Annotated in this window: 23 protein-coding genes; 2 read left to right on the top strand and 21 right to left on the bottom strand. The window is 65.0% G+C overall.

All coding sequences use genetic code 11. From position 1 onward, the window contains the following. Nucleotides 1-28 precede the first annotated feature (28 nt). Nucleotides 29-649 (top strand): isochorismate family cysteine hydrolase YcaC, encoded by a 621-nt coding sequence (gene ycaC / locus ACODS9_RS02590; protein WP_023632674.1) that lies wholly within the window; start codon nucleotides 29-31, stop codon nucleotides 647-649. A gap of 114 nt (nucleotides 650-763) precedes the next feature. Beyond that, nucleotides 764-1,690: a LysR substrate-binding domain-containing protein gene (locus ACODS9_RS02595; protein ID WP_489093252.1), complete on the top strand. Its 927-nt coding sequence runs from the start codon at nucleotides 764-766 to the stop codon at nucleotides 1,688-1,690. Here the strand turns inward: ACODS9_RS02595 and ACODS9_RS02600 are convergent. The 21 genes from ACODS9_RS02600 to ACODS9_RS02700 all read right to left on the bottom strand — a co-directional run bounded on the left by ACODS9_RS02600 (nucleotide 1,668) and on the right by ACODS9_RS02700 (nucleotide 18,956). After that, a complete protein-coding gene (locus ACODS9_RS02600; protein WP_489093166.1) occupies nucleotides 1,668-2,837 on the bottom strand; it encodes an MFS transporter in 1,170 nt (389 codons plus the stop codon). The two genes, ACODS9_RS02595 and ACODS9_RS02600, sit on opposite strands and share 23 nt — an antisense overlap. Before the next feature lie 177 nt (nucleotides 2,838-3,014). After that, nucleotides 3,015-3,311: a cupin domain-containing protein gene (locus ACODS9_RS02605; RefSeq protein ID WP_489093167.1), complete on the bottom strand. Its 297-nt coding sequence runs from the start codon at nucleotides 3,309-3,311 to the stop codon at nucleotides 3,015-3,017. 75 nt (nucleotides 3,312-3,386) lie between these two features. Further along, on the bottom strand, nucleotides 3,387-4,295 hold the full coding sequence (locus ACODS9_RS02610) for a hypothetical protein (RefSeq protein ID WP_489093168.1): 909 nt from the start codon (nucleotides 4,293-4,295) through the stop codon (nucleotides 3,387-3,389). Further along, nucleotides 4,268-4,972 carry a hypothetical protein gene (locus ACODS9_RS02615; RefSeq protein ID WP_489093169.1) on the bottom strand — a complete coding sequence of 235 codons (705 nt, stop codon included), beginning with the start codon at nucleotides 4,970-4,972 and terminating at the stop codon, nucleotides 4,268-4,270. Before ACODS9_RS02615 ends, ACODS9_RS02610 begins: the two co-directional genes overlap by 28 nt. Continuing rightward, nucleotides 4,969-5,517, bottom strand: coding sequence for a baseplate complex protein (locus ACODS9_RS02620; protein WP_489093170.1), 549 nt, complete (start codon nucleotides 5,515-5,517; stop codon nucleotides 4,969-4,971). The genes ACODS9_RS02615 and ACODS9_RS02620 overlap by 4 nt, the downstream gene beginning before the upstream one ends. Then, nucleotides 5,514-6,437, bottom strand: a complete 924-nt coding sequence (locus ACODS9_RS02625) for a hypothetical protein (protein ID WP_489093171.1) — start codon at nucleotides 6,435-6,437, stop codon at nucleotides 5,514-5,516. Before ACODS9_RS02625 ends, ACODS9_RS02620 begins: the two co-directional genes overlap by 4 nt. Further along, nucleotides 6,434-7,144, bottom strand: a complete 711-nt coding sequence (locus ACODS9_RS02630) for a DUF4376 domain-containing protein (protein WP_214500992.1) — start codon at nucleotides 7,142-7,144, stop codon at nucleotides 6,434-6,436. The genes ACODS9_RS02625 and ACODS9_RS02630 overlap by 4 nt, the downstream gene beginning before the upstream one ends. An 8-nt stretch (nucleotides 7,145-7,152) precedes the next feature. Beyond that, entirely contained in the window at nucleotides 7,153-9,168 is a 2,016-nt protein-coding gene (locus ACODS9_RS02635) for a phage tail-collar fiber domain-containing protein (RefSeq protein ID WP_489093172.1), read from the bottom strand. A 9-nt stretch (nucleotides 9,169-9,177) separates the two neighbouring features. After that, nucleotides 9,178-9,702 (bottom strand): phage tail protein, encoded by a 525-nt coding sequence (locus tag ACODS9_RS02640; RefSeq protein WP_489093173.1) that lies wholly within the window; start codon nucleotides 9,700-9,702, stop codon nucleotides 9,178-9,180. Continuing rightward, nucleotides 9,699-10,871, bottom strand: coding sequence for a baseplate J/gp47 family protein (locus tag ACODS9_RS02645; RefSeq protein ID WP_489093174.1), 1,173 nt, complete (start codon nucleotides 10,869-10,871; stop codon nucleotides 9,699-9,701). Before ACODS9_RS02645 ends, ACODS9_RS02640 begins: the two co-directional genes overlap by 4 nt. Beyond that, nucleotides 10,868-11,185: a DUF2590 family protein gene (locus ACODS9_RS02650; protein WP_046857148.1), complete on the bottom strand. Its 318-nt coding sequence runs from the start codon at nucleotides 11,183-11,185 to the stop codon at nucleotides 10,868-10,870. The genes ACODS9_RS02645 and ACODS9_RS02650 overlap by 4 nt, the downstream gene beginning before the upstream one ends. Continuing rightward, the gene (locus ACODS9_RS02655; protein WP_489093175.1) at nucleotides 11,185-13,257 is read right to left on the bottom strand and encodes a phage tail tape measure protein; all 2,073 of its coding nucleotides are present in this window, start codon (nucleotides 13,255-13,257) and stop codon (nucleotides 11,185-11,187) included. Before ACODS9_RS02655 ends, ACODS9_RS02650 begins: the two co-directional genes overlap by 1 nt. Nucleotides 13,258-13,263: 6 nt before the next feature. Then, entirely contained in the window at nucleotides 13,264-13,410 is a 147-nt protein-coding gene (locus ACODS9_RS02660; RefSeq protein WP_217868353.1) for a DUF6890 family protein, read from the bottom strand. A 20-nt stretch (nucleotides 13,411-13,430) separates the two neighbouring features. Next, entirely contained in the window at nucleotides 13,431-13,718 is a 288-nt protein-coding gene (locus ACODS9_RS02665; protein WP_046857146.1) for a putative phage tail assembly chaperone, read from the bottom strand. 27 nt (nucleotides 13,719-13,745) lie between these two features. Further along, nucleotides 13,746-13,970, bottom strand: a complete 225-nt coding sequence (locus ACODS9_RS02670) for a TraR/DksA family transcriptional regulator (protein WP_267301431.1) — start codon at nucleotides 13,968-13,970, stop codon at nucleotides 13,746-13,748. Next, the gene (locus ACODS9_RS02675; protein ID WP_046857144.1) at nucleotides 13,970-14,419 is read right to left on the bottom strand and encodes a phage protein; all 450 of its coding nucleotides are present in this window, start codon (nucleotides 14,417-14,419) and stop codon (nucleotides 13,970-13,972) included. Before ACODS9_RS02675 ends, ACODS9_RS02670 begins: the two co-directional genes overlap by 1 nt. A gap of 3 nt (nucleotides 14,420-14,422) precedes the next feature. Further along, the gene (locus ACODS9_RS02680) at nucleotides 14,423-15,538 is read right to left on the bottom strand and encodes a DUF2586 domain-containing protein (protein ID WP_111531666.1); all 1,116 of its coding nucleotides are present in this window, start codon (nucleotides 15,536-15,538) and stop codon (nucleotides 14,423-14,425) included. Nucleotides 15,539-15,629: 91 nt separating this feature from the next. Then, the gene (locus ACODS9_RS02685; RefSeq protein ID WP_489093176.1) at nucleotides 15,630-16,094 is read right to left on the bottom strand and encodes a phage tail protein; all 465 of its coding nucleotides are present in this window, start codon (nucleotides 16,092-16,094) and stop codon (nucleotides 15,630-15,632) included. A 477-nt stretch (nucleotides 16,095-16,571) separates the two neighbouring features. After that, a complete protein-coding gene (ychF, locus tag ACODS9_RS02690) occupies nucleotides 16,572-17,672 on the bottom strand; it encodes a redox-regulated ATPase YchF (RefSeq protein ID WP_023629554.1) in 1,101 nt (366 codons plus the stop codon). Nucleotides 17,673-17,695: 23 nt separating this feature from the next. Further along, complete coding sequence (gene pth, locus ACODS9_RS02695; protein ID WP_023629555.1) at nucleotides 17,696-18,280, bottom strand: aminoacyl-tRNA hydrolase; 585 nt, start codon at nucleotides 18,278-18,280, stop codon at nucleotides 17,696-17,698. Nucleotides 18,281-18,359: 79 nt separating this feature from the next. Further along, the gene (locus ACODS9_RS02700; RefSeq protein ID WP_046857141.1) at nucleotides 18,360-18,956 is read right to left on the bottom strand and encodes a 50S ribosomal protein L25/general stress protein Ctc; all 597 of its coding nucleotides are present in this window, start codon (nucleotides 18,954-18,956) and stop codon (nucleotides 18,360-18,362) included. Nucleotides 18,957-19,066: the final 110 nt, after the last annotated feature.

The raw sequence follows: 19,066 nt of genomic DNA on the forward strand, positions 1-19,066 counted from the left end.
TTTTCCCATCCAAGCAAGGAGATCCACCATGGCATTCCAATACAAGCGTCTGGACAAGAACAACGCCGCGGTACTGCTGGTCGATCACCAGACCGGGCTGCTGTCGCTGGTGCGCGACATCGACCCGGACCGGTTCAAGAACAACGTGCTGGCGCTGGCCGACCTGGCCAAATATTTCAAGCTTCCGACCATCCTCACCACCAGCTTCGAGACCGGTCCCAACGGCCCGCTGGTGCCCGAGCTCAAGGAGCAGTTCCCCGAGGCGCCCTACGTCGCCCGCCCCGGCAACATCAACGCCTGGGACAACGAGGACTTCGTCAAGGCGGTGAAGGCTACCGGCAAGAAGCAGCTGATCATCGCCGGCGTGGTCACCGAGGTGTGCGTGGCCTTCCCGGCGCTGTCGGCGCTGGAGGAGGGCTTCGAGGTGTTCGTGGTCACCGACGCTTCCGGCACCTTCAATGAATTGACCCGCGACTCGGCCTGGCGCCGCATGGAAGCCGCCGGCGCCCAGCTGATGACCTGGTTCGGCGTGGCCTGTGAGTTGCACCGTGACTGGCGCAACGACATCGAAGGGTTGGGCACGCTGTTCTCCAACCACATCCCCGACTACCGCAACCTGATGACCAGCTACAGCAAGCTGGCCAAGTGACCGCTAGCCCGGGCCCCGTTGCCGGGGTCCGGGCCTGGTGACGCCCACGGCCCCTGTGACGATTCCTGGAGAATGGCGGATGATGCAGCGGTGAGCCGTGGACGGGTGTTGCCGATGTTCGACCTGAACGACCTTTATCTCTATGCCAAGGTGGTGGAGCACGGCGGCTTCGCGCCCGCCGGGCGCATCCTTGGCCTGCCCAAGTCACGCCTCAGCCGGCGTGTCGCCAAGCTCGAGGAGCGCCTGGGCGTGCGCCTGATCCAGCGCTCCACGCGGCAGTTCCAGGTAACCGAGGTGGGCCTGGAGTATTACCGCCATTGCCTGGGCATGCTCGAGCAGGCCGTCGCCGCCGAGGATGCCGTCGAGCGCAACCGCGCCGAGCCCCGTGGCATCGTGCGCCTGGCCAGCAGCACCGCGCTGCTCGATTCGCGCCTGGCGCCGATGCTGGCACGCTTCATGGCGCAATGCCCGGTGGTCGAGTTGTTGGTCAAGAGCTACAACCGCCGGGTGGATGTGATCGGCGAGGGCTTTGACCTGGTGCTGAGCGTGCAGCACCAGCCACTGGAGAGCAGCGAGCTGGTGATGCGTCGCCTGGCCCCGAGCCGTCAGTGCCTGGTGGCTGCGCCGGGCCTGCTGGCCGAACACGGGCGGCCCGTGTCGCCGGAAGGGCTCCAGCTTCTGCCGAGCCTGAACTGGGGCGCCAATGTGCAGGACGCCACCTGGATGCTGGTCGGGCCTGCGGGCGCCGAGGTTGCCGTGCGCCATCGCCCCCGTGTGGTGTCGGACGACCTCGCGGTACTGCGCGAGGCCGCCCTGGCCGGTGTGGGCGCGGTGCTGCTGCCCGAGGAGACTGTGCGCGCCGACCTGGCTGCCGGTCGCCTGGTCCAGGTCCTCGACGACTGGGCGCCACGGGAAGGGGAGGTGGTGGCGCTGTTCCCTTCCCGGCGCGGGTTGATGCCCGCGGTGCGCAAGCTGATCGACTACCTGGCCGACGCTTTCGAGCAGGAGCAGCAGGCCGCTACGCCGGTTCGCGCTCGCTGAAGCCTGGCTCGGCAGGAGAGCGGGCCGACCAGAACGCCAGGCCCGCCGCCAAGGCGGTCAGCGCGCCGCCGGCCCAGGGGGTGGCCGCCAGCGTCGCCCCGGTGATCACCACCCCGCCGATGGCCGAACCCAGCCCGACGCCCAGGTGCATGGCCGACATGTTCAGGCTCATGCCGGCTGGGAAGGTGTCCGGGCCACGGGTCGCCAGGTAGCTCTGCACCACCGGTGAGGTGGTCCAGCTCAGCCCGCCCCAGAGCATCATGGTCGCCAGGAACAACCATGGCGTGCCCACGCTCAACGGCAGTACCAGCAAGCTGGCGAGATAGAGCAGCGGCGCCAGCGCGATGGAGCGGCCTGCGCCGAGCCGGTCCGCCATCCAGCCGCCGACATAGCCGCCCGAAACACCGGCGATGCCGAAAGCGGCGAACACAGCCGCCAGCCATTGCAGCGGAATGTCGGCGACCTGGTGGGCATAGGGGGCCAGGTAGGCGAAGACCGTGAAGTGCCCGGCGATCATCAGCAACGACACGCCCTGGGCTGCCATCAGGCGGCTGTCGCGCAGATGGCGGACATAGCTGCGCAGGGCGATGCGTTCGCTGCTCTGCAGCTGCGGCAATCCTTGCCAGGCCATCAGCAGCACCGCCATCGCCAGCACGCTCAGCCCGGTGAATACGCCACGCCAGCCCAGCACGTCGCACAGCAGCATCCCGGCCGGCACCCCCAGCACCAGTGAGCTGCAGATGCCCATGAAGATCACCCCGATGGCGCGGCCACGCAGGGCCTCGGGCACCATGCGCGTGGCCATAAGTGTGCAGGTCAGGCAGGTCAGGGCGCTGGTCGCGGCCATGCCTATGCGCGCCACCAGCAACGCGGTATAGCCAGGCGCCAGGGCTGCTGCCAGGTTGCACAGGGCAAAGATCGCCAGGGTGGCGCACAGCAGGCGGCGCAATGGCAGGCGTGTGGTCAGCAGGGGAGAGAAGGGCGCGGCGAGGGCGAAGCTCAGGGAGAACACCGTGGTCAGCTGCCCGGCGATACCGAGCGGGACTTGCAGGCCATCGGCCAGGGCCGGCAGGATGCCGACCGTGATGTTTTCTGCCATGCCCGTGACGAACGTCGCCAGGGCCAGCAGCCAGATACGCGGGCTCATTATGTTGCCTCCGATAAACAGGCCGGCCAAGGTCCGGACCCATTTGTCCCGACGGTTGACCGGCAAGGGTCAGGTCCATCGGGTTTCGAGGCAGTGCTTCGGTTATCCCGGTTCAAGCAGGGGGAGTGTAGGGCCGCTGGGGTACACGCGCAACCTGGGCAGGCGCGCGCTTGTTCATCACTTCAGCTCGGTTTCGATGAACACCACTTCGTGGTCACTGGCATTGACCACGTTGTGCTCCACACCGGCCTTGTGAAAGTAGCTCTGGCCTGCGACCAGAGGCGCATGTTTGTCGCCCTCCGGGGTCTCCAGCAACAACGTGCCATCGGTCATCGGCACCACCACGTAGTCGTGGCCGTGCAGGTGCCGGCCGGTCTCGGCACCTGGGGCGAAGCGCCATTCGGTGATGATCACTTCTTCGGTGTTCACCTGAACGGTGGGTACGGCTTTGGGGCGTTGGGGCTGCTGTGTCATGGGGTAGGCCTGCTCACGGAAAAGCGTCCAGCCTGGACCGCTTGCTCGGTGGTTTAAATCCAAGTCTGCTGGCAGTCAGTCGTGTGAACGCTCAACTTTTTCCGGCGCAAACGAACGCGGGGCCAGTTCGGTGTTCATCGCCTGGACCAGCTCGAGCAGGTCGCAGAGCACCTGCAGCACGTTCACCGCCTCGGAGCCCAGCCAGGTCTTCGGCGCCTGCAGGCGCTGGCTGATCTTCACCACGCTGTCGCGCAGGCCCTCGATCCGCTCCTGGACGTCGCCGCCGATTGCCGCGTTGAGCTTTTGCCCAACCGCCAGGTTCAGGTCGCGCCCGGTGGCCTGGTGCAGGTCGTCGAGGGCGGCCAGGCTGGCGGAGCCGCCGGACAGCAGCTTGAGCGCGCCGAGGGCCTCGATCTTCTTCACCCCGCCCACGGTCTCGGTCGAGTGGTCATCCACCGTCCGGGCATGGCTTTGGAATTGCTCGGTATTGGCCAGCGCCTCGACCTCGCGTTCGATCGCCTTGTCGCGGATCCGGCCATCGGTCTGGCGCAGCCAGTTGCCATCGGCGTCAGCGCGCTGCTGGCAGGCCTCGCTGTGTTGCCATACCAGATCACCCTTTGGCACCTTGGGCAGGCTGAGCCCATGGGGCAGGATCTGCTGGATGAACGGTTTGTGGGGCAGGCCGTAGGCAAACGACACCACCACGGTGGTGCCTTCTTCGGGGAAACCGAACATGCCGCGCTCCTGGCCGCCCATGGGCGCCGGCAGCGGCAGGCTGGTGAACACCGGCAGCGCCGGGTCGGGTTCGCCATCTGGTAGCAGCACCTGGACATCGACACCGAAGCGCGGGCGGAAGTCGTCGCACAGCCCGGGGGTCGTCGGCGCATCGGGGACCGCGACCACCCGGCCGAAGCGCGGCAGGTGGTAGCCGCCGGTGATCTCGGGGAACTGGCGCGCTACGGCGCGGCGGATTGCGTCTTCCATCGGATGGCCATCTGGTTGCCGGCGAGCGCGACATGGGTCACGCGCTCGCCGTGGTTGATCGGTGCGCCTGGACGCAGCCCTGGCAGGGCGGCAATCGTGGCGCTCTGGTTGCCCTGGTAGTTGTCGAACAGCTCCGTGGGCAGTTGCAGCGCGGGGCGGGCGCCGAAGTAGCTGTCGGCCCAGCTGCCCACGTACACCTCGCCATTGCCCTGCTGCTGCCAGATGAAGTCGGGGATGTCGAACACCTGGGCCAGGCTCTCCATGGCCTGGAAGCCGGCGGCCAGGCTGTAGAAGAACGGTGCGCGCACCGATGCGTAGGGCCGCTCGGGCACGCGAAAGCGCAGGCCGGTCTGCTGGCCGACCTGGTCGAGCACGCCGTGCAGGTCGACATGGCGCAGGTTCATCGGCAGCGGCCTGGCCAGGATCGCCGCCAGCTCGCGGCAGAACAGTACCTGCTGCCTGGCGTTGGCTGTGGTGCAGCGCTCGACGTAGCCGATGAAATGCCGCTGCAGCGTGCTGTCGTTGTAGCCGATGTCGAGGGTGACCAAGCCCTTGAGCGGTGCCTCGGCCTGGACGATGAAGGTCGCCCGCCCCGGGTTGCGCAGCTCCAGACGCACATCCGCCCTGACCAGGTCGTGGCGTTCGCCTGCCACGCTGAGGACCTGATGCAGTTTCATGGTTTCTCCCCCAGCCAGTCGTCCACTTTCTTCAACAGTTTTTCAAAACTGGTCAGCTCCGGATCCTTGTCATCCTTGTCATCCTCGTCATCTTCCGCCCCTGCCGCGGCGCCGGGTGCGGCCTGTGCCTTGACGCGCTTTTTGGCGCGGCGCTTCTCGACCTTTTCCGGGTTGGAGGTCTTCTCGGCCAGGCCGAACTGCACCCGCCAGCAGGCCAGCGCATCGTCCTCCCGGACGTTGACGTTGTCGGCGAAGCACACCTGGCGGATGCCGAAGGCCTCGGCCGTGTCGTTGACGATGCGGTAGGTCTTGAGCTGGCCGCCACTCTGGGTGGCTTCGGCCAGGCGCATCAGGTTGCGCAGCCAGACGCTGTTGACGTAGGGGATGGTCAGGGTGACGGTGAGGGTCTTGGGTTTGAAGCCTTTGTGCGCGGTGTCGGTGTTGCTGGTCTGGCCGGACAGGTCCTCGGCTTCGATGCGCAGGTTGCCGGTGACTTTCAGGGTCTTGCCTTCGACGGGCTGGCCGTCCAACAGTAGCAGTGTCATAAACCCACCATTTCACGAACGAAGCTCAGGCCTTTTGCCGAGCCGACCAGGATCACGCCCGCGCCTATCACCCACTCATGCCCCGGGGCATCGCCTTCGAGCAGCATGCGCCGCAGTTGTGTGTTGTTGCCCGGGCCGAGCAGGCGGGCGCGTACCAAGCTGTCAGCCTGGCTGCCCTCCAGCAGTTGGCGCAGGTCGGCCAGGCGCTGGTCACGGACCTGCTGCTGGTTGGCCTTGAGTGCCGCCAGCCCGGCGAGGTCGCTCATGGGTGAGCTGTCGGCGGCGTAGCTTTCCAGCACCGCGATCTGCCCGGCGATCGATTGCTGCGCGGCCTTGAGCACCGTGCAACGCTCCAGGGGCAGCGACGCCCAGCGGGGCATGGGAGCGGACTGGGGAATTTGCCATTTTTCGGTTTCGAGCTTGACCAGGTGCTCGGCGCGGCGCTGTGCGCGGACCAGCTCGGGTATGGGCATCAATGCGTTGAAGCGCGCCAGCCCGGCGGCCAGCTGTTCGTAGCGGGTACTTAGAAACAGCAGGCACAGCGCGTGCAAGTCGCCCTGGGGGCGGCCCGCGTCGGTGCCATCGGTCAGCTTGTCGGCGAGTTGCAGCAACAGGTTGGGCGCCGACAGGAAACGCTGGTAGCCGCGCCCCTGGCCGATACCGCTCTGGAAGGGAGTGACTACCAGGCACGCTGGTACTTCGCCCAGTTGTTCGGCCAGGGCCTGGCGCCCGGCTGCGATCGCACCCTGGGCCGCCTCGCCGACCGGTCCGGGGTTGGTGGTCGCCAGCCCTTGCAGGCCGGCCAGCCGCTGGCCGGTGCTGGCCAATTCGTTGCCGGCCAGGGTCTTGGCCGCTTGCAACTGGTCCATCCAGCGTGTCGCTTCGCTCGGCCAGCGCATGGCGACAGGCGACCAGCTCATGCCGGCACCGTCCACTGGATGGCGCGCAGGGCATTGAGCTTCTTGTCCTGCAGCGCCTTGGCCGCGTCACGCTTGAGTTGGTCGGCATGTTGCAGCGCGGCCTGCTTGAACAGGACCAGGTCCTTGTTCACCTGCAGCAACTGGTCGCGGGTGTGCGCCAGGAACAGGCGCACGCCATCGCTGCCGGTGCAGGGGTAGGCGCTGTCCAGGCCGCTGAACACCAGGCCGGTCAGGTTGACCTGGTCTTCCAGAGAGCTGCTGTAGCGATGCACCTTGCCCAGGGCCGTCGAATCGAAGCCGGCCTCGATGTACTTCGCGCAGCCGGTGTTGATCTCATCCAGCTTCTGCTGGTGGAGCTTGGCCAGCACGGCGGTAGTGTCGTCCACCCACTCGCCGTTCTTCCATACCTGGTCCGGGCCAGGCTTTTTCACCGTGTAACCCGAGGGGACCGGCCCCATGCCGGTGATGGTCAGGGCCTCGGCGGTGGTGATGCTGTAGACCACCAGACCGTCGTAGTAGTCCACCAGGGACCAGGCCTGGCCGTTCCAGTGGGCGGCCTTGTGCTCGGGGATCGACGGCGGCGCCGTCTCCACGCAGCCGCCGGGGATCAGGAACACGCCGGGCTCCAGCGGCGACTCGTCCGCTTCGGCGGTACCAGTGAACAAGCCCAATGGGGATGTCTGGTAGACCGTTTTTGTCTTTGCCATCGGGCACCTCAGTATTTGATGTAGTAGTACAGGGCCATGTTCACAGGGCGCGCCTCGGCCCCGCCGGAGGGGTTTACCGTTACCGGGTGAGTGTGAGCGCCGTCGCCGACGATGTTCAGGGTATGGCTGTGGTCGCCGGCGGGTTGGATACGGTTGGTGGCGGCCGAGTTAACGCCGGCGTAATGCATGGCTGCGCCGATTCCAGGGATATCCTGGGTGGTCGGTGTATTCACGTAGTTGAAGGCGTGGATATGGCTACCCGCGACCGATGAGGTGCTCCCGCCGTGGGCGTGCCAGCCGGCACTGCCGGTAGACGCGGAGTGGGCGTGGTACTGGTTCTGACTGCTTTGGAACGTTCCCAAAACTCGGCCTGCATCAAGGTCTCGTCCATTGTCGACATCTCGAATGAACAGGCCACGAGTATCGGGCAGGGTGAAGGTCGTGGATCCGTCGGCTGCCCCGTAGTAATCACCGATCGCTGCAAAGAGCGCTGCATAGACCGTACGACTGACAGCAGCACCGTTACAGCGGAGGCAATTGGGAGGCGCGATGCTGCTGAACGACTGGATCAACGTGCCGGCGGGTACGATGTCCTGGGGCTTGAGGTTGCCGGTGTGATAGAGCGCAGAGCCGTTCCAGGCGATCACGCCTTGGGCGTTCATCGCCAGATCGCCCGCTACCTGACCTCCCCAGTGGAAGCCAAGACGGGGAGCGTACTCCCAGTTCAGATTGGTATTGTGAACGAGCCCCACCTCGCGGATTTCGAGGGCAGGATGTATGTAGTTGGTACTTGGTGTATCTGAGTAGAACCGGGGGAGCTGGTTGCTGTATCCGGTGTGCAGCGCATCGGTAATCCCATACCCCTGGAGCGTGGTTGGCTTGCCGCTGGTGATCTTGCTCCAGTCCAGGTTGGGGATATCGATCTGCAGCAGTGCCTCGCTACCGATGACCTGGCCTTTGCCGTTGATCGTGACTTTGGAGTAAGTCCCGGGCACCACGCCCATGTCCGCAAGCCTGGCCTGGATCGCCACGTTCCTGGAGCCGTCGAAGTCCACGCGCCCGATGACATCGCCCTGTAACTCGATCTGACGCGCTTCGGCCAGCTGGCGCGACTTGCCGGCGGAGGTCACTCCCTCCTCGAGGTCCGTAACTGACCTGCGGCTGGCGAAGTGGTCCACCAGCGGGCCGGCGATGGGCACGGACTTGCGCTTGTCCGCGATGACCCCGGAGCTGGCGATGTCCGCCAGTTGGATGCAGTAAACCCAGCCGTCAGGAGTGACGGAATCCTGCTGGTCGGGCAGGTACACGACTTTCCAGCTGGGTATCACATCATTCTGCTTGCGCTGCCAGGTGATGTGAATCCACACCTGGGGCGCGTCTTGCGGCGAGCTCAGCGGCACGGCCTTGGGCAGCTCCAGGCGCATGCCTTCCAGGTAGGCGATGCCGGCGGCCAGCTGGTAGTTGTCGCCCATCTTCTGGAACTGCAGGCCGTCACCGAAGAAGCACGCTCGCCCATACACGTCGCGGTTGCTCAGGCGCTCGCGCTCGTCGATGCCTTTCAGGCGCACGGTGAAATCGTGCTGCCAGGTGCTGGCATCGATGGTGATGCCGGTCAGTTCCTGGGCGCCGCTGTATTCCACCAGGATATTGCGGGTGACGTTGTTGCCGATCTGCAGCGGTGGGATGTTGCGCCGTTTCTGCTGCAGCGGCAGGTAGGCCACGGCGAACAGCACGCCCTCGGCGCTTTCCAGGCCCATCCAGTTCCAGTCGAAGTCGCCGATGTCGCTGCCCAGCATCGAGCTGTAGACGACCTGGTTGGGGTTCACGTAGCCGCTGTTGCCCGCCGGGATGTCGTAGCTGTGCACGATCTGGCTGGCCGGCGGCTTGGTCGCGGCGCGGTCGACCGGCGTGTTCGGATCGAGCCCGGGCACATTGGCGTAGATGAAACGGGTGATCTGCAGGACTTCCTTGGCCCCCTGCTTCTGGGCGATCAGGCTTTCGCCGGCGAAAGTGATTCTGGCCACGGCGGGCTCCTAGAGCGTGGCGACCAACGTCTGCTGGTCGTCGTTGAATTGGACTGCGGCAATGCGCAGGGTCACGGGGGTGATGCTGACGAAGTCGTAGCGGCGGCAGGTCCGGCCGTACTGCTGGATCAGCACCCGCAGCAGTTCGGGGCTCTCCGACAGCTGCGAGTCGGAAAGGCGCAGCAGGACCACATCCCAGTCGCGGTCCGGCATACGCTCGTCGATCTCGACATAGCCGACGCCCAGCCGACGCAGGATGCGTTTGAGCCCCGCAGTGCTGCCGGCATCGACCGCGTTGATGAAGGCGAACTTCACCCGCAGCCGGTACAGGCTTTCCGGCTCGTCCTTGAAGCGGGTGATATCGCGTTGCCAGGCGAGCAGGTCCAGCACGGTGAGGTGGCAGGTCTCGGCATCCATCTGCAGCAGCGGCCAGCGCAGCCACTCGGTCACCCTGGCCCACCAGGCCTGGGCGGCGTCCTTGAGCTTGGTCAGTTCGCTGCCGGCGAGCCAGAACGGCAGTTTCAGCGGGCTCATACCAGGTCCACCCGCAGGTTGGCGATACGCGCGATGCTCAGCGGCGAGACGATGTCTTCGTTGGCGAAGTGCAGCGATTCGATGTCGTCGAAGGCCTGGTGCAGTTCTTCGGCCAGGCGGCTGAAGGAGAATCGCGATTGTGGGTAGGTCAGCGTCGGGCGGTAGTCGCTGGCCGTGCTTTCACGGAACGCCGCGCGGATGAACTGGACAATGCCTTGCTGCAATGCCTCGCGGCGCTTCGTCGTCAGGTTCGCCTGCGGCCAGACCGTCAGCGCGATGTCGTGCCGCGTCTCGGGCATGACCATCACCAGCAGGTCGTCGCCGTGGCCGTGGTTGCCCTCGTCGCGCACGTGGGCGTTGATCTGCGCCAGGTACGATTCCGCTGGCACGTCGGCGTCGAACAGCACGTAGGCGTTGGCGCTGCCCGGACCGCGCGGCGCGTCGTGGAGGAAGTACACGCCGTCGGGGCGCACGCCCGGGAAGGCGGCGATCATGGCGCGATAGACCGCGTCGGTGTGCCATTGGTTGACCGCGCTGAACTGGTTGCGGGTGCGCAGGCGCAACTGCTCGTCGGGCTCGGGGTCGGCCCCGGGCGAGGTCATCCAGCCGTCGTCGTTGACCACCTGGACGATCCCCGTCACCGGCTCGGGCAGGATGGCGTAGTAGCCGGGCGCCAGGTTGTAGCCGCTGCCGACCTGCTGTGCCTGGACCTTGACCGCCTGTTGCAGGCGACCGTCGGGGAACACCGCGTCCTCGATGGTCACCAGTTGGTAGACGTGTCCGTTGATCGCGGCAGATTGCACCACGACGCCGGCGCGCATCAGCAGCTCGCCGGCGCTGTTTTCACGGGTGAACAACAGCTGGCCCTGGGCCTTGGTCGCGCCCTTGCGCTCGATGTTCACTGCCCAGGCCAGGCTGTCCAGCCAGGCGCCGCTGGCGGTCTTGACGAAGAAGTTGGGCAGCACGGTGTCGCTGATGAAACCGACCAGCCAGAGCACCGGCTGGGTCACCAGCGCTGTCACCACCCGCCAGAACGGCGAGTAGGCGCTGGTGTTGCTGAGCTTGCTGCCCTGGGCGGCCACTTCGGCCTCCCAGGCCTTGTGCAGGGCTGCCTCGGTGGTGGGAATGCCGGCGTCGGCCAGCACCTTGCGAAAGTCCAAGTCGCTCACAGGTATACCTCGATGTCACCGAATTTCAGGGTTTTAGCCGTGACCCGGTACACGCCCGGCCGCTCTTGCAGGATGCGGGCGGTACCGGGCAGCAGGCGCTCGTCGTCCTCTACCAGCAGTTCCAGCTGCAGGATGCAGTCGGCCTGGCGCTGGCGGCTGCGCTCGGCCACCAGAGTCACCAGCAGGCCGCTGTCGCGGATCATGTGGGCGATGTCCTGGGCGATGCTGGCGCGGTCCTCGATCAGCAGCGGTTGATGGGAAGGGTCCAGGACCAGGTCGTTGTCGTGGATCAGCAGATCGATGTAGTCGCTCATCAGCCCACCGCCATTTCCATCATCTGTTCGAGCTCCAGCGGGTTCATGGCCTTGCTGGTGTTGATCTCGATCTTCTCGACGTGCATGCGCCGATCCTGGGTCTGGGTGCTGCTCTGGATCTGGGTCATCAGCCCCCCTTGGGGAACGCTCGTCGGGCTGGCCGGCGAGAGGTTGAGTGCGGTCTGGGTCATGCGCTGGCGCTGTTGGTCGAGCTGCTCGATCGGCGTCATCAGCGGGGTGGGTGCAGGCACCTGCATCAGGTGCTTGATGGACGGTGGCTGGCTGGTGATGGGCAGGATGCCGATCGGCGCGACCTGGCCAGGCAACTGAGGCACTTCGGGTGCCTTTGGCAGATCGCTGAAACGTGTCTCGATGTTCACGCCCGGGATCTTGTTCAACATCTCGATCAGGCCGTCCACCGCGCTGCGGAATATCCTGCTGATGCCGTCCCAGGCGCTTTTTGCGAAGTCCGCCCAGCCACTCATCGAGCCGAACAATGCGCCCAGCGCGGTGAATTGCGCGCTGACCCACTGGAACGCTGTGTTCTCGAGCAGGGCCGCCTTGAAGTCGTCCCAGTACCTGACGACCAGGGCGACGATCGTGATCAATACGGCGATGCCGGCGACAACGAGGCCAATCGGGTTGGCGTACATGGCCGCGTTGACCAGCCAGGTCACGGTTTGCCAGGCGAGCATCGCCAGGCGCAGGGTGCCGAGCACCGCGATCATGAGCAGTACCCTGCCGACCAGGAGCACGCATTGAATGGAGTGCAGGATGAACACGGCCAGGCTTCGCAAACCGGTCAGGTTGAGCAGCGCCCAGACGGTCTGCAGCCCCAGCATGGCGACCCGGGCGATACCGACGGCGACTGCCAGCGCGCTCAGGGCGGCGCCCATGCCGGCGATGATCAGTGTGGCAATGCCGACGACCCGGGTGATATTGGGGAACAGCTTGATCCAGCGGACCAGGGTCTGGGCGATCTCGACCAGGCGTGCCATCAGCGGTTGCAAAATGGGAATCAGCGCCTGGCCGAAGGCGATGCGTAACCCTTTTACCGCAGCCCCGAACTGCTGCCAGGGGTCGACCATGGCCTTGGCCATCTGTTCGGCCTGTTCCAGGCCACGCACCTGGCCCAGCTTGTCGATGCCGTTCTTGAGACGGTCGGTGTCCTGGGCCAGGGCGCCGATGAGCTGGGCCGCCTCACCGCCGAAGGCCTCGGTGATCTTGGCGTTGGCCGCAGCTCCGCGCAGGTCGCCGAACCTACCCTGCAGCTTGGCCAGGATGTCCAGCATCGGCAGGACCTTGCCATTGGTGTCGGTGAACTTGATGCCGAGCTTGTCCGAGGCGTCCTCGATGTTCTCGAAGAAGGCCTTGTAAAGCCCACCGGCCGCGCTGCCGTCCATGCTGCCGGACAGGCTGCCGATCACGGCCATCTGCTCGGCCAGGCCGATGCCGGCGGTGGAAGCCTGGGCGCCGGCCTCCTTGAAACCATCCTTCATCTGTTCGCCGCTGGTGCGGAAAAGCTGGACCGCCAGGGCGGTCTGCCCACCCAGGATCTTGACCCATTGGCCCTTGCCCATGGCGTCGGCCTGCTGCTTCTGCAGGTTGTACATCGTGCCGACGTACTCGGCCATCACGCCTTGGTCGGACTTGGTGGCCTTGGCCAGCACGCTGCTGGCGTAGGTGAACGTGGCCAGCTGGGAGCCGGAAAGGCCCTTGATCGCGCCTTCGATCTTGTACGCCGAGGCGACGAAGTCCCGGGCGTTCTCGCCATAGGCGATGGAGAACGCCAGGGCTTTCCTGTTCAAGGCCTCCAGGGCGTCCTCGGCCACGCCAAGCGAGCGCACATCCCCAAGGGCACGGTTCATTTCCAGGGCGGGCTCAAGGAAGGTGCCAAAGCCGCTGGCGGAGTTTTGCAGCTTCTGCGTGCCATCGCTGATCTGCTTGATGGCGGTCTGACTTTTCTCGGTCAGCTTGTTGAAACCTTGGGTCATCCTCGCCAGCGGCGCGGTGACTTTGTCGGTCAGCGACAGGATGAAATCCAGCCGGCTGATTGCGGTGTTCGCGCTCATGGGATGTCAGCTTCCGTTGAATGCACGTGCGATGCCGTTGGCAATGGCGATTTCCATTCGCCGCCAGTGCTCGTCCTCCAGCCACTTGGCTGTGCCCAGGTTCTCGGGCGTGGCGGATGCACCGGGCAGCCAGCGTTCGGTCAGGGCCAGCAACTGGCCCAGGCCGTCCTCGGTCAGTCGCTCTGCGTGGCCGAGCGCTTTTTTACGGTGACCTCGACGGTCGGCGCGTATTCCTCGACCAGGGCACCCGCCAGCTGGATGACGGTCATCGGGTTGGCCAGCAGCGGTTTGAGCTGGTCCTTGTGCTCGGGCTTCACGGCGGTGACCAGCAGGTTGTTGGCCGGTGCGACCTTGTTGGACGGGGTCAGGGCGTTGATGTACTTGGTCATCAGGGCTGGATCGACGGCGAAGTCCAGGGACAGGTCGCCGACTTCCAGGGTGATTTCGGTGCGTTGGGTCATGGGGTACTACTCCAAGAAATACGGGAATCAAAACGAAGGGTTGAGCGCTGTGCTGCGCTCGTGGCGGTGCTGGCAGGGAACGCAGCGGCGCATGCCACCCAAGGCGCGGCGCGCCTCGGGGATCTCGTCGCCGCAGTCCGCGCAATCGGTGAGGCTCGGCCCAGTCGCCGCCCGTCGGTCACGCACAGCGGCGATCGCCAGATCACGCCTGAGCTGTTCCAGGGCCTGGGCGCGGTCGAATGGGCACACCATCAGCTCAGGCCCTCGACCTCGGCGAAGGACAGGTACGGCACGCCGTTGACATGGATGAAGTCGGGGCTGGTGACGTCGAACGGCAGCTTGTGCTTGGTCTTCTCACCGCCCTTGGCGTCGATGTTGAGCAGGCTGGAGATCTTGAAGCGGCAGCCGAAGGCCTCGACGCGGATCTCGTCGGTTGGGGTCTTGGCGTAGAACAGCTGGTCGAAGGTGCCCAGCTGGCGGAAGCTGCCGGCCTTGGCGGCGGCTTCGATGATCAGGTTGAAGTTGCTGGTGTCCACTTCCAGCTCGCCGCTGGCGGCCACGTCGCCGGCGACCCAGCCGTCCGGCACGCCCTTGGTGTGGGCCACGGCACTGTTGTCGGTGATGTCGAGGGTTGCGCTTTCAACGTGGATCTTCAGGTCGCCCACGTTGATGTCGAAGTTCAAGCCGCTGATCTTGGCCATGGGTTACTCCTGGTTGTCCTGGGAAAGGTCCAGCGCGATGTTCGCGGTGATGTCCTTGGGGCAGTTGTGCGGGCGGATGCGGATGAACACTTCCACCTGGGTGTGGCTCTTCCAGACGATGACCAGGTCGCCGTCGCGCGGCGGCTGGATTTCGCCCGGGAACACCTCGCCGGCGAATTTCACCGCCTTGGCCATGCGGCGCAGCGGCGCCATCAATGCGCTGGTGTTGGCGGCCATGCTGGCGGGGCTGTTGTTCAGGCGGCGGTCACCGATACGGCGGATCAGCAGCGGACGGACCTGGCGGGCGGCCTTGTCGGCCAGGCGCAGGTATTCCAGGACCTGGAAGTCGCTGGCGGCAGTGTCGAGCATGTTGGCGTCGCCCCAGTACACACCCTCGTAGTCCGGGTAGGTCTGGGATACGGAGAAGCGTGCCTTGTCCAGCTCGCTGCGTACTGCCGAGGGCAGCGGCACGCCGTCCTTGTCCGCCGGCACGCTGCCCAGGCCCAGGACAGGGCCACTGGCGACGCGCATCGGGGTATCGGCGATGCTCCAGGCGGCATTGGCCAGGCGACCGGCGAGCACGCCCAGGTCGTTGCCGTGCAGCTGCGGCACCACCACGACACGGGGCGCGGCGATACCGTCGGTGAGCGCCTTCTGCTCGAGCAGGTAGTCCGACCAGGTTACGGTCGGCAGGATGCCGGCGGACGCGGCCAGGACGAACGAACGCCGGCCATGGCGAGCGTTCAGCTGTTCGGCGGCGGTGTGCAAGGCCAGCAGTTCCGCGCCGGCGGTCACCGGCTTGGTGACGACGATGCCTTCGACCGAGTAGCCGTGTTGCTGGGCGTACTCCAGGGCGCTGGCCCAGTCGCCTTCGGCGCCGATCGGCGCGGCCAGGCAGGCCCAGCGGCTGCCGCCGTTGGCGCGGGCGGCGATCAGTTGGGTCTTCAGGTCGCTGGCGGCCACGCCCAGTTCGTTGTCCAGGTCGCTGTCAGTGTTCAGGGCCAGCAGCTTGCCGACGTTCTTGGCGGCGGGGCCGATGAAAAGGAAGTAGCGCTCGATCTCGGTCACGGCACCCTGGCCGAGGTTGAGATTGTTCACGCTGATTTTACCGAGTGCCATAGGTTGCCTCGTTAGCGGGGTGATTGAAGGGTTGTGCCGGAGCCTGCCAATCAGGTTGCCGGCGGGGTGGGCGCTGGGCCCGGGTAACAGGTCAGGGGAGGGGACTGCCCTGCACGACCACATCGCCTTGTTCGGCGACCCATAGGTCGTGGGGCTGGAATGACCAGGTCTTGCCGAAGACCTCGATTTCTCCGGCTGCGTCCTCGGTCAGGTAAAGGGGCTCGACGAACTCCAGAGCCAGCGACACATCCAGCAAGTCGCTGCCTGGGACCTTCTGCTTGACGGTGAGCGTCGGTGCCGGAAGGGCGAACAGATGGCGCCCGGGGTCTTTGGCTTCCAGCCAACTCCCGGCGAGGGCCATCAGACGCCCGGGATGGCCGCTGAAGTCGTCGAGATCGAACAGGGCGCGGTAGCGCAGGTTGCCCATGTGCAGACCCAGCTCGGTCTGTGTCCAGGCCAGTTGCAGGTCGAGTTGCTGCGCCCGGGCATGCAGTTGCTCAGCGGGCACCAGCTTGCGTTCGAGCAGGTAGGTGGTCAGTGCTTTCAACTGGTTCATGGGGCTGACCTTGGGGTGGGGTTGCCTGAATAAATCATCGTTGAGTGCTCGTGTGAGAGAGGCTCGCCCTGGGGAGCGGCATTCCAAAAAGCCCGCCGTGCAGGCTTTTCAGTAATGCGCGTCGTCACCGCTGGCCACGACTGGTGACGCCATGCGGTTGCGCTTCGAATTGGTGACTCCGACCGCGGCCGTGTGCCCGCCGGATAACTGATCGTGGTGCTTTACGCTGCACACCCGGGCCAGTTGCCAACCCTCTGAACAGTCGAGGCCTGTTCATCGCTGCCTGTGTAACAACCGGTTGCTGTCCGGTTCGAGATACAGGTTATGCAGCAATGCATATGCAGTCAATGCGAAAGTGGAAATATTTATGCATAAATAATTGCCGATATGCATGTCGGTCTTTGCGGGCGGGGGTTGTAGGGCTTTTCTGTGGGCGAAAAAAAACCCGCCGAAGCGGGTTTTTTCAGGGGCGCTGCATCAGACGTTGAAGCGGAAGTGCATCACGTCACCGTCCTTGACGATGTAGTCCTTGCCTTCAAGGCGCCATTTACCGGCTTCCTTGGCACCGCTCTCACCCTTGAACTGGATGAAGTCGTCATAGGCCACCACTTCGGCGCGGATGAAGCCTTTCTCGAAGTCGGTGTGGATAACCCCGGCCGCCTGCGGCGCGGTGGCGCCCACGCGCACGGTCCAGGCACGCACTTCCTGCACGCCGGCAGTGAAGTAGGTCTGCAGGTTGAGCAGCTCGTAGCCGGCGCGAATCACGCGGTTCAGGCCAGGCTCTTCCAGGCCCAGGGCCTCGAGGAACATGTCCTTCTCCTCACCGTCGTCGAGCTCGGCGATCTCGGCTTCGATCTTGTTGCACACCGGTACCACGACCGCGCCTTCTTCCTCGGCGATGGCCTTGACCACGTCCAGGTGCGGGTTGTTGTCGAAGCCATCTTCGGCAACGTTGGCGATGTACATCACCGGCTTGCTGGTCAGCAGGTGGAAACCGCGGATGACGGCTTTTTCGTCGTCAGCCATGTTCTTCATCAGGCTGCGTGCCGGCTTGCCTTCGGTGAAGTGCGGGATCAATTTTTCCAGGATGGCCTTTTGCGCCAGGGCATCCTTGTCGCCGCCCTTGGCGTTGCGGGCGACCTTCTGCAGTTGCTTCTCGCAGCTGTCGAGGTCGGCGAAGATCAGTTCGAGGTCGATGATCTCGATGTCGCGCTTGGGGTCGACGCTGTTGGAAACGTGGATCACGTTCTCGTCTTCGAAGCAGCGCACCACGTGGGCGATGGCGTCGGTCTCGCGGATGTTGGCGAGGAACTTGTTGCCCAGGCCTTCACCTTTCGAGGCGCCAGCGACCAGGCCGGCGATATCGACGAACTCCATGGTGGTCGGCAGGATGCGGTTCGGCTTGACGATCTCAGCCAGCGCGGCCAGGCGTGCGTCGGGCATCGGCACGATGCCGCTGTTCGGCTCGATGGTGCAGAAGGGGAAGTTCTCCGCCGCGATGCCGGACTTGGTCAGGGCGTTGAACAGGGTGGACTTGCCGACGTTGGGCAGGCCGACGATGCCGCAATTGAAACCCATGGGTATTCCCCTATCTAAAAGTGTCAGGCCTTCTGGCTGTGCAGTTCGCGCATCGCCTTGGCGAAGTCGCCGGCAAGCACGTCGGGCATCACGCCGAGGGCAAAATCGATGCTGGCGTCGAGCTTCTCCTGCTCGGCGCGCGGCGCGCGGCCCAGGACGAAGTTGGAGACCAGTTTGGCGTCACCCGGGTGGCCGATGCCAAGCCGCAGGCGGTGGAAGTCGTTCTGGTTGCCGAGCTGCGCGATGATGTCGCGCAGACCGTTGTGCCCACCATGGCCGCCGCCTCTCTTGAGCTTGGCGACGCCGGGGGGCAGGTCGAGTTCGTCGTGCGCCACCAGGATCGCTTCCGGCTTGATGCGGAAGAAATTCGCCAGAGCCGCCACGGACTGGCCGCTACGGTTCATGTAGGTGGTGGGGATCAGCAAACGAACATCGTTGCCTTGATGGCTGAACTTAGCCGTCAGGCCGAAATACTTTTTGTCAGCGGACAGCGAGACGCGCTGGGCGCTGGCGAGGCGTTCAACGAAAAGAGCCCCTGCGTTATGCCGGGTCTGTTCGTATTCGGGGCCGGGGTTACCCAGGCCGACGATCAACTGGATGGCGGTCACGTCAGGGGCTCTTCCTTGGAGTTGGTGGGTTACGGTGCGCGCGGCACTGTAACCCGATCAACGCCGGCGTGCGAGTGGATTACTCGGCAGCGCCTTCAGCAGCTTCAGCGGCAACGCGCGGGGCGTGGACGTTGGCAACAGCTTTGTCATCACCGTGGGCCAGAGCGACGAACTCTACGCCTTTCGGAGCTTTCAGGTCCGACAGGTGGATGATGGTGCCGACTTCGGCGTTGGCCAGGTCGACTTCGATGAACTCAGGCAGGTCTTTGGCTTCGCAGGAAACTTCGATCTCGGAAACGACGTGCGAGATTTCGCCGCCTTTCTTGATCGGGGCTTCTTCGCCGACGAAGTGAACCGGGACCTTGGCGGTCAGCTTCTGGCCAGCAACGACGCGAACGAAGTCGGCGTGCATGATGAAGCCTTTGGCCGGGTGACGCTGCATGGCCTTGACCACGACGTTCTGCTTGGCGCCATCGACATTCAGTTCGATAACGTGGCTGAAGGCAGCTTCGTTTTCGAACAGCTTGGCGATTTCCTTGGCCACGATGGTCAGGGACTGGGCTTCTTTATCGCCACCGTAGACAACGGCAGGGATGTTGGCGGAGTGACGCAGGCGGCGGCTCGCACCTTTCCCCAGGTCAGTACGCGCTTGGGCGTTCAGGATGAAATCAGTCATTTTGCTTCTCCAAAATAGCCCCCCGAGGGCGTTTGCGACCAGCGCCAACGGGGATGGCAAAAAAGCCCCGCCCCAACGAATGCTGGGGCGGGGCGCTTCATATCAACACG

This window comes from Pseudomonas sp. FG36 (genome assembly GCF_057809275.1).

Coding starts and splice junctions, on each gene's coding strand:
- ACODS9_RS02680 (WP_111531666.1), bottom strand. CDS start 15,538: ATGGCACTCGGTAAAATCAGCGTGAACAATCTCAACCTCGGCCAGGGT.
- ACODS9_RS02600 (WP_489093166.1), bottom strand. CDS start 2,837: ATGAGCCCGCGTATCTGGCTGCTGGCCCTGGCGACGTTCGTCACGGGC.
- ACODS9_RS02595 (WP_489093252.1), top strand. CDS start 764: ATGTTCGACCTGAACGACCTTTATCTCTATGCCAAGGTGGTGGAGCAC.
- ACODS9_RS02630 (WP_214500992.1), bottom strand. CDS start 7,144: ATGGCAAAGACAAAAACGGTCTACCAGACATCCCCATTGGGCTTGTTC.
- ACODS9_RS02620 (WP_489093170.1), bottom strand. CDS start 5,517: ATGACACTGCTACTGTTGGACGGCCAGCCCGTCGAAGGCAAGACCCTG.
- ACODS9_RS02610 (WP_489093168.1), bottom strand. CDS start 4,295: ATGGAAGACGCAATCCGCCGCGCCGTAGCGCGCCAGTTCCCCGAGATC.
- ACODS9_RS02655 (WP_489093175.1), bottom strand. CDS start 13,257: ATGAGCGCGAACACCGCAATCAGCCGGCTGGATTTCATCCTGTCGCTG.
- ACODS9_RS02625 (WP_489093171.1), bottom strand. CDS start 6,437: ATGAGCTGGTCGCCTGTCGCCATGCGCTGGCCGAGCGAAGCGACACGC.
- ycaC (WP_023632674.1), top strand. CDS start 29: ATGGCATTCCAATACAAGCGTCTGGACAAGAACAACGCCGCGGTACTG.
- ACODS9_RS02605 (WP_489093167.1), bottom strand. CDS start 3,311: ATGACACAGCAGCCCCAACGCCCCAAAGCCGTACCCACCGTTCAGGTG.
- ACODS9_RS02665 (WP_046857146.1), bottom strand. CDS start 13,718: ATGACCCAACGCACCGAAATCACCCTGGAAGTCGGCGACCTGTCCCTG.
- ACODS9_RS02670 (WP_267301431.1), bottom strand. CDS start 13,970: ATGGTGTGCCCATTCGACCGCGCCCAGGCCCTGGAACAGCTCAGGCGT.
- ACODS9_RS02685 (WP_489093176.1), bottom strand. CDS start 16,094: ATGAACCAGTTGAAAGCACTGACCACCTACCTGCTCGAACGCAAGCTG.
- ACODS9_RS02615 (WP_489093169.1), bottom strand. CDS start 4,972: ATGAAACTGCATCAGGTCCTCAGCGTGGCAGGCGAACGCCACGACCTG.
- ACODS9_RS02700 (WP_046857141.1), bottom strand. CDS start 18,956: ATGACTGATTTCATCCTGAACGCCCAAGCGCGTACTGACCTGGGGAAA.
- ACODS9_RS02640 (WP_489093173.1), bottom strand. CDS start 9,702: ATGAGCCCGCTGAAACTGCCGTTCTGGCTCGCCGGCAGCGAACTGACC.
- ACODS9_RS02650 (WP_046857148.1), bottom strand. CDS start 11,185: ATGAGCGACTACATCGATCTGCTGATCCACGACAACGACCTGGTCCTG.
- ychF (WP_023629554.1), bottom strand. CDS start 17,672: ATGGGTTTCAATTGCGGCATCGTCGGCCTGCCCAACGTCGGCAAGTCC.
- ACODS9_RS02675 (WP_046857144.1), bottom strand. CDS start 14,419: ATGGCCAAGATCAGCGGCTTGAACTTCGACATCAACGTGGGCGACCTG.